The following is a 6280-nucleotide window of genomic DNA, read 5'->3' as shown; positions in this document are numbered from 1 at the left end:
GAAAATCAAATAATCACTATAAAGATCAAGCATATCCATTTAATTCCCTCCCTAAAATTAAGGGCGGAATTCTAATGCTTTTTAGTCAAACTACAAGTTTATGTGCGTAACATGAGTTAAATTGCAAATTTCAAAAAATACAATCACCTTGTATTTTTATGGTGATGATAGTAAACAAATCTCGGCAGCGCTAAATGCCTGGCACCATCTGGATGATCATTTTTTAAGCTCAATGCCCCATTATAACCCTGACTGGATCCGGGGGCCTGATGCCCCACACATTAAGAGAAACCATACTCATAGCGGCGAAACTGAGACGAGCCATTTCCATCGTGAGTTTACCTCTGAGGTTACGCCAGAACTTTTAGCGGCTTACCTCAATAAGTTTTGGCAACAACAAAATGCATCAGAGCATGATGCGGCGGTATTTAAGTTCTTTCAAGAAGGTGAAGTAGAGGACATTTTAGAAAAATTTGTTTCTTACTATAAAGAGTTTAAAGGCAGCTCGGTTGAAGCCCTTTGGGAGGAAGGGTCGAGGTTAACCGAGAGTGAGGCTGAGAGTTATGAGAAAGCTGTCCAAGCCGAAAAATTTGAAAAAGAACTCTCTAAATTATACCTATTATCGATGTTTGCAAGAAGACCGGTGTCCCTTGCTTCTGCAATGACAAGCTCTCTAGACAGTGACAATGAGGAAAGTTGTCGAATTATGTAATTCTACTTCAGTGCTAAGGCTTTGTCCTTAGCACAAAGTTTTATTCTCAATAAAATGATGAAATAAATCCAATAAGGCTTCAGGCTGATCTATCGGTGCTAAATGACCCGCATTACGAATCGTCACCAGGGTTAACCCGTGGCTTGCTTTAGCATAACCCGCCACTTTTTTGTTACTTATAAACCATACGCATCGTGATGCCTCTTTAAACTCATTTTTATAAGTCCAGTTTAACTGGGATAACCAACGCTGAGTACTTAAAAAATTAGAATCCTTACCGTCTTCTAAACCATTATAGAGGAGAATTTTTATTCCCGCCTTTAATAACTCGGGATAGAGTTCAGCGACGGAATCTTGCTCGCCAAGTTCTAATTTATCCGCCACCACCTCACTAAAGGTAGTAAATTTCTTAACGCGCGGATCGACATGCAATGCGCTACGTACTTCAGGCTTGTTTAAATAAGCAATCATGTGCTGATCATCGGGCTCCACCCCTTTGGCAATATTGGCCAGGTTTAATTGGCCACTTTGTTGTTGAATAAAATTTTGAATTTTCATACATACTCGATTGGCTTTTTTGCTCGATGGTTTTTGCTTGTCTATTTCTTGGACACAATCCTTATAGAGTTTCATCACGAAAGGGCGGTCTTGTTCATCAATAAGCCCATGATAATAGGCATAATCAATATTTGCCGCTTGCTGGACTTTAGGGTTTACCCACGCATCGCCAATCATCAGCCCCTTTAAATGAATAGGCGTTTTATTATTCTTATTGCCTGTGATTATACGCATTGCTAATTGTGGTAGGTATTTCCCCGCATAGGATTCTCCGGCAAGATAAAAGGCTTTTTTCTTTAAATGGGGGTAGCGGGTGAAAAATTGATTTAAGGCATGATAAAGTTGGTCCATTGCCTCGTCTTCATTCGCATAACTATCCTGCTCTCCATAAGACAAACCTACTCCGGCTGGTTGATCGATAATTAAATAATCGGCTTTTTGCGTCCAAGAGTCAGCTCTTTTCTTTAGGCTTAAATCAGGGTTGACACTATAAGGCCCATTTTCCATTAAAAAGCCATACATACTGGCGGCTCCAGGCCCCCCATTTAGCCATAGTACTAGGGGGGCATTTTTTTGCTGTTCTAGGTTTTCTACATACCAATAAAACAAATTACCCCCCGGTTTGCCCCTAATTTTAGAAGCAAGAGGAAGATAACCTGCAAATTCTAAATGGTTAAGTTTTCCTAAACCGGGCAAAGAGTGGATTCTATCTTTAGAGTTCTGTTGGCTCATTGCCAATGACATAAAACCAAGGAGCATTAATACGAAGATAAATTTCTTGTTCATAAGGGGCTGTTTTTATTCTAATTGTTGCTGTTTATGCATAATGGCCTTATATTATATAAATTATTATTATTTTATTCAAATTTATGATTATTCTTTATATTCCTTTCCCTAGAATATTGGCGGGTGATTTAAGTTCTTTAGTAAACCAATGGCAAGTAAATCACCAAAAAAACTCCAAAGAACCTTTAATAATTATTTATCAAGGAGAAGATTTCGATCAGGATTTAATTGAGCCCTTAAGTTCTGTTTATATTTGTGCGCATGGTTATAGAACTCAACACTTAGAGGTGGGAAATAATGCAAAGCTTGCAGTGGCTCAATGTATCAATATGCTAACTCTTGCTGAGCGTTTCACCAATGATTTATTGCCTGTTGTCCATTGCTTAGCCAAGGTTCATCTTTATTGCTGTGGGATCCATGAAAAAAATAAAGTCCTTGCTAACTTATTCAAAACCCATTTATTGCGCACTAGTTTTCATATCTTTTTTTATAATGGCAACATTACCATTCCTGATGTTCAGGGGCAGCGCTGGAGTTTTGGGGCAGCAGGAGCTACCTACGTCGATAATACCATTTCTTCGGTGCATCATATCTCTTCTAATGATGGGGGTGAGGTATTTACCGACCGTCTATCTATTAAAGATCGCGATTTATTGTTTTGGCGTGAAAATGCTCGTTTAAATAGGATCGATAAGTATTTGGAACAACAAAAAAAGCGCCGCCATGAAAAATTTTCTTTATTTAGAGGTTTGAGCCGCAAGGCTGAGTCGGAAGCCTCAGGAGAGGAACTCAATAAAGTAGTTGACAAAATAATATAATGTACTAATCTTTATTTTGTGCAATGCAACATAAGGAGAATGACGTGCTAAATCAATACTTTCAACAAAAAAATATGAACCCCTTTGCCCACTCTTTAGAAACTCCAGTAAAAGAACTTATGGATTTAAATATGCGGGCCATGCAAAGTTTTTCCTATTTGATGCCAAATGAATTTTTATCTATGCGTAGGCCCGAAGAAATGATGGAAAAGAATTTAGAAGTACTTATTGAAAATAGCCATACGGCTATAGCCTACATGCAAAATATATTCAATATCATGGAAAAGCATTGGTTAAAAAATTTTGAAACGTCGATAAAAGATACTAAAGATTTTGGTAGCTTAACCAAATTGGGTGCTCATACTACTAAAACCGCAAGCTCAGATAGTATAAAAAACGCGGGTAAATCGAGCGTGGCGAAAACGGCTACAAGCAAAACGAAATCTCATTCCAGCAAAGCGAAGTCAGTTTCCGCTCCATCGACTGCCGCGAAGTCTATATCAGCGAAAGCAAAAACAGCAAGCCCCCAAAAATCCACGGCTTCTAAATCAAGTTCTGTAAGCAAGAAGCCAGTAGCCAAACCTACTAACTCAGCCGCAAGTAAGCCAAGTAGCGCGAGTATGACCCATGGCGCTGCTTCCGAGGCAAAACATGGAGGAACTATGTTGCATCATTCTTCAGCAAGTTCTTCTCAAGCAAAACCAACGATGAATGAGTCAGATAGCCATAAAAAAATCTAAAAAAATGCCGCACTATTGTATGAAATGGTGCGGTTTATTTGGGTCTCATTGAAGAGTGTTGTTCTTCGCCTTCTTCCATATCTCTGTGCTGTTCTAATTTAAATTCGCACTGATTGAGTTGAACTGTTATATCAATTAGGTCTTCATTTTCAGTTAAAAAATGCGAATGTTGAATGGCTCCTTGAGCCAGAATAAATCTGCATTTATTAAATCGAAAATGTTTAACGGTGTGAATTAAGGCCTCAACTTCTTTTTCAGTTCCAGACAATTCCAGCTCGCCCGATTTATTATATTGGGCTTTTTCTCCCCCAATAAAATGGAGATTTGTAAGGGTTATGGGTTGTATTGACTCTAACTGCAAAACACTACGTATAGTGTTAAAAAACCGTTTAATAAGTTCTTTAGTGTGGCCATTAGGATCGATTTCTTCTTCCCCAAACCCTGACCAATGATATAAAGCAGCAAAATTCAGGGGTTTATTGTCCTTATTTAAATAAACCCCATTGACCACAAAGGCAATACAGGTGCTTATCCCCTCGGTGATTAATTGATCATCAGGATTAGTAATAAGGGCGAATTTGTCCATCTCTACTAATATTTTTGTCATAAGTTTTTTAACCTAAGCTGATAAATAATTAGAATTTACCTAATCGTTGCAACGGTAGCAGTAAAAATATATCCAGCATTGCGAATCGTTTTAATTAAAGTGGGTTTTTTGGCATCATTTTCTATTTTTTGCCTTAATCGACTTATTTGTACATCAATTCTGCGGTCAAAAGGGCTTAAATCCACATTTTTAGTAAGCTGTAATAAAAACTCGCGATCTAAAATTTTTTGTGGATTGTGGAGAAATATTAGTAGCAGTTCATATTCCCCAGCACTTAAAAAGAGCTCTTCATTGCTTTGATTAAATAGTTGTCTTGAAGCGGGATACACCCGCCATTGCATAAAACTCAATATCTCCTTATCTTGCGTTTGTCCTGTGCTTGTGACCCGTCTTTTTATCGCTTTAATTCGGGCATGAAGCTCGCGAGGATATAAAGGCTTTAACATGAAATCATCAGCTCCTTCTTCAAGCATCTGGATAGAGAACCCATCATTGGGTTCCTCACCGCTAATCAATAGCGGGAGCTGGTAGTTTTTATAAAGCTCAGAAATTAAGCCGGGATTTTTTTTTAAGATTGAACTACTAATTATGATCGCTAGTGGTTGCTGTTCATAGTGATGTTCTATATCTAAATAGGATTTTTGGATAATCTCAATATTGAAGTGCAGAAAATATTCTTTTAAGTCTTTATCCACCGGAGCAGTGTCTATAATTAATAAATAATCACCCAGCATCACAGGCCTTTGCTTAAATGGAGATAAGGCCTAGTGTAAAGAATACTAGCTCTAGATTCAAATCTTAGCTTGGGGGATGTGAATTAAGCTATGGGCATAAGGGAGAAATGCATGGAGCACAAGGATATCGTGCTAGACAAGTTATTGCTAACAGAACCCATCCGCATTAAAGCGCAATTAAAATATGAGCTTCGGAATTTAGAAGCCCATTTGGCGCGCTTAATTAAAGCAAAAAATCAGCAGCCTAATTATTTTGTAGAAGTCGCCAATCTATGCCAGCTGCTAATTGATAAATACCTTAGTTACTTATCCTTAATGGGAGCGGCTATCTCGCCCTCCTTTTTCCAAACCTTAGAGCATGATAAACCGAAAGCTTGGTTTGAGCACTATCAATTGCTACTAAAATTAAAGCAGCAATTACATGGCGCAAATAGTGAAGAGGAAAAAAATTTGACCATCGATATCCTTACTTTATATTTTTATATTAAACAAGCTCATTTAGAATCTATGCAGCCAGAGGCCCCTTATTCTGTCAATGATGGGATTTATAAGTTATTCCTAACAGGGGATTTAAAAATTTGGCTTGTAGGGCTCATTCATTATTGGAATCAAAATACGCCGATGAGTATTGATTTTCAGGCCTGGCCTAAGCAACAGCTACTCTATGCTATCGATTTTTTTGCCTCTCCTGAATGCGTTCACCTAATTAATGCTTTATTTTTTTACACCTTATTTCCTGAGCAGTTAGAAAAAAATCTTCACCCAGAAAAACGAATCTCCTTGCAATTAAAAATAGAGCATTTGCATTCCTATCTTACTTTATTAAGGCAACAGCTATACAAAGTGGCGGCCCTTAATGGTATAAAGCCCGAGGTCGATTTTTTATGCCATAGTAAAGATTTGCCCCCTGGCATTACATTTGAAGTTCATTCTTCTTATCAAACCTTAATTTTGGAGGCGGTAAAGTTATTTAAATTAAGCGTCACCAGTTTGGAAAATAAATTAGATAAAGTTCATCTTATTCAAGCTATTTTTACTGCTTATAAATTTAGGTTTGACCCTTGTCGTTTTATTGATACCGCGATGGTTTTACGACAAGTAATTGATGCCCGCGATGAGCAGGTTTTTTCTCAAGAGATGGTAAACTTATATAGGCAATTAACCACTTCAGAATGCCTCGATTTATATGGATATTTTTCTAATAAACTCATGTTACGCACATAAACTTGTAGTTTGACTAAAAAGCATTAGAATTCCGCCCTTAATTTTAGGGAGGGAATTAAATGGATATGCTTGATCTTTATAGTGATTATTTGATTTTCCAA

The 6280-nt window shown here is 37.6% G+C and carries 7 protein-coding genes; 4 read left to right on the top strand and 3 right to left on the bottom strand.

Annotated features, from left to right (window positions below):
- Window positions 1-121 precede the first annotated feature (121 nt).
- On the top strand, window positions 122-712 hold the full coding sequence (locus tag ELY15_RS12680; RefSeq protein ID WP_127100601.1) for a hypothetical protein: 591 nt from the start codon (window positions 122-124) through the stop codon (window positions 710-712).
- 27 nt (window positions 713-739) lie between these two features.
- Here the strand turns inward: ELY15_RS12680 and ELY15_RS12675 are convergent, their stop codons facing one another.
- Window positions 740-2056: a S10 family peptidase gene (locus ELY15_RS12675; RefSeq protein ID WP_127100599.1), complete on the bottom strand. Its 1317-nt coding sequence runs from the start codon at window positions 2054-2056 to the stop codon at window positions 740-742.
- A gap of 83 nt (window positions 2057-2139) precedes the next feature.
- Here ELY15_RS12675 and ELY15_RS12670 point away from each other — a divergent pair, with 83 nt between their 5' ends.
- Both ELY15_RS12670 and ELY15_RS12665 read left to right on the top strand, forming a co-directional pair.
- On the top strand, window positions 2140-2874 hold the full coding sequence (locus ELY15_RS12670; protein WP_127100597.1) for a hypothetical protein: 735 nt from the start codon (window positions 2140-2142) through the stop codon (window positions 2872-2874).
- A gap of 44 nt (window positions 2875-2918) precedes the next feature.
- Window positions 2919-3614, top strand: a complete 696-nt coding sequence (locus tag ELY15_RS12665; protein WP_127100595.1) for a hypothetical protein — start codon at window positions 2919-2921, stop codon at window positions 3612-3614.
- A gap of 34 nt (window positions 3615-3648) precedes the next feature.
- On the opposite strand, the gene ELY15_RS12660 is transcribed toward ELY15_RS12665, so the two are convergent.
- Together ELY15_RS12660 and ELY15_RS12655 are read right to left on the bottom strand one after the other, a co-directional pair.
- Window positions 3649-4221, bottom strand: a complete 573-nt coding sequence (locus tag ELY15_RS12660; protein WP_127100593.1) for a hypothetical protein — start codon at window positions 4219-4221, stop codon at window positions 3649-3651.
- A 35-nt stretch (window positions 4222-4256) separates the two neighbouring features.
- Complete coding sequence (locus ELY15_RS12655) at window positions 4257-4955, bottom strand: winged helix-turn-helix domain-containing protein (protein WP_127100603.1); 699 nt, start codon at window positions 4953-4955, stop codon at window positions 4257-4259.
- Window positions 4956-5066: 111 nt separating this feature from the next.
- Here ELY15_RS12655 and ELY15_RS12650 point away from each other — a divergent pair, with 111 nt between their 5' ends.
- Window positions 5067-6179, top strand: coding sequence for a hypothetical protein (locus ELY15_RS12650; RefSeq protein ID WP_127100591.1), 1113 nt, complete (start codon window positions 5067-5069; stop codon window positions 6177-6179).
- Window positions 6180-6280 lie beyond the last annotated feature (101 nt).

Source organism: Legionella sp. km772 (assembly GCF_003989735.1).
Taxonomy (GTDB): Bacteria; Pseudomonadota; Gammaproteobacteria; order Legionellales; family Legionellaceae; genus Legionella.
The sequence above is the reverse complement of the archived record's forward strand: the minus strand, read 5'-3'. Positions and strand labels throughout refer to the sequence as shown.

Bases quoted from the DNA above. Each gene is read 5' to 3' on its own strand.
- ELY15_RS12675 (WP_127100599.1), bottom strand. From the start codon at position 2,056: ATGAACAAGAAATTTATCTTCGTATTAATGCTCCTTGGTTTTATGTCA.
- ELY15_RS12670 (WP_127100597.1), top strand. From the start codon at position 2,140: ATGATTATTCTTTATATTCCTTTCCCTAGAATATTGGCGGGTGATTTA.
- ELY15_RS12660 (WP_127100593.1), bottom strand. From the start codon at position 4,221: ATGACAAAAATATTAGTAGAGATGGACAAATTCGCCCTTATTACTAAT.
- ELY15_RS12655 (WP_127100603.1), bottom strand. From the start codon at position 4,955: ATGCTGGGTGATTATTTATTAATTATAGACACTGCTCCGGTGGATAAA.
- ELY15_RS12650 (WP_127100591.1), top strand. From the start codon at position 5,067: ATGGAGCACAAGGATATCGTGCTAGACAAGTTATTGCTAACAGAACCC.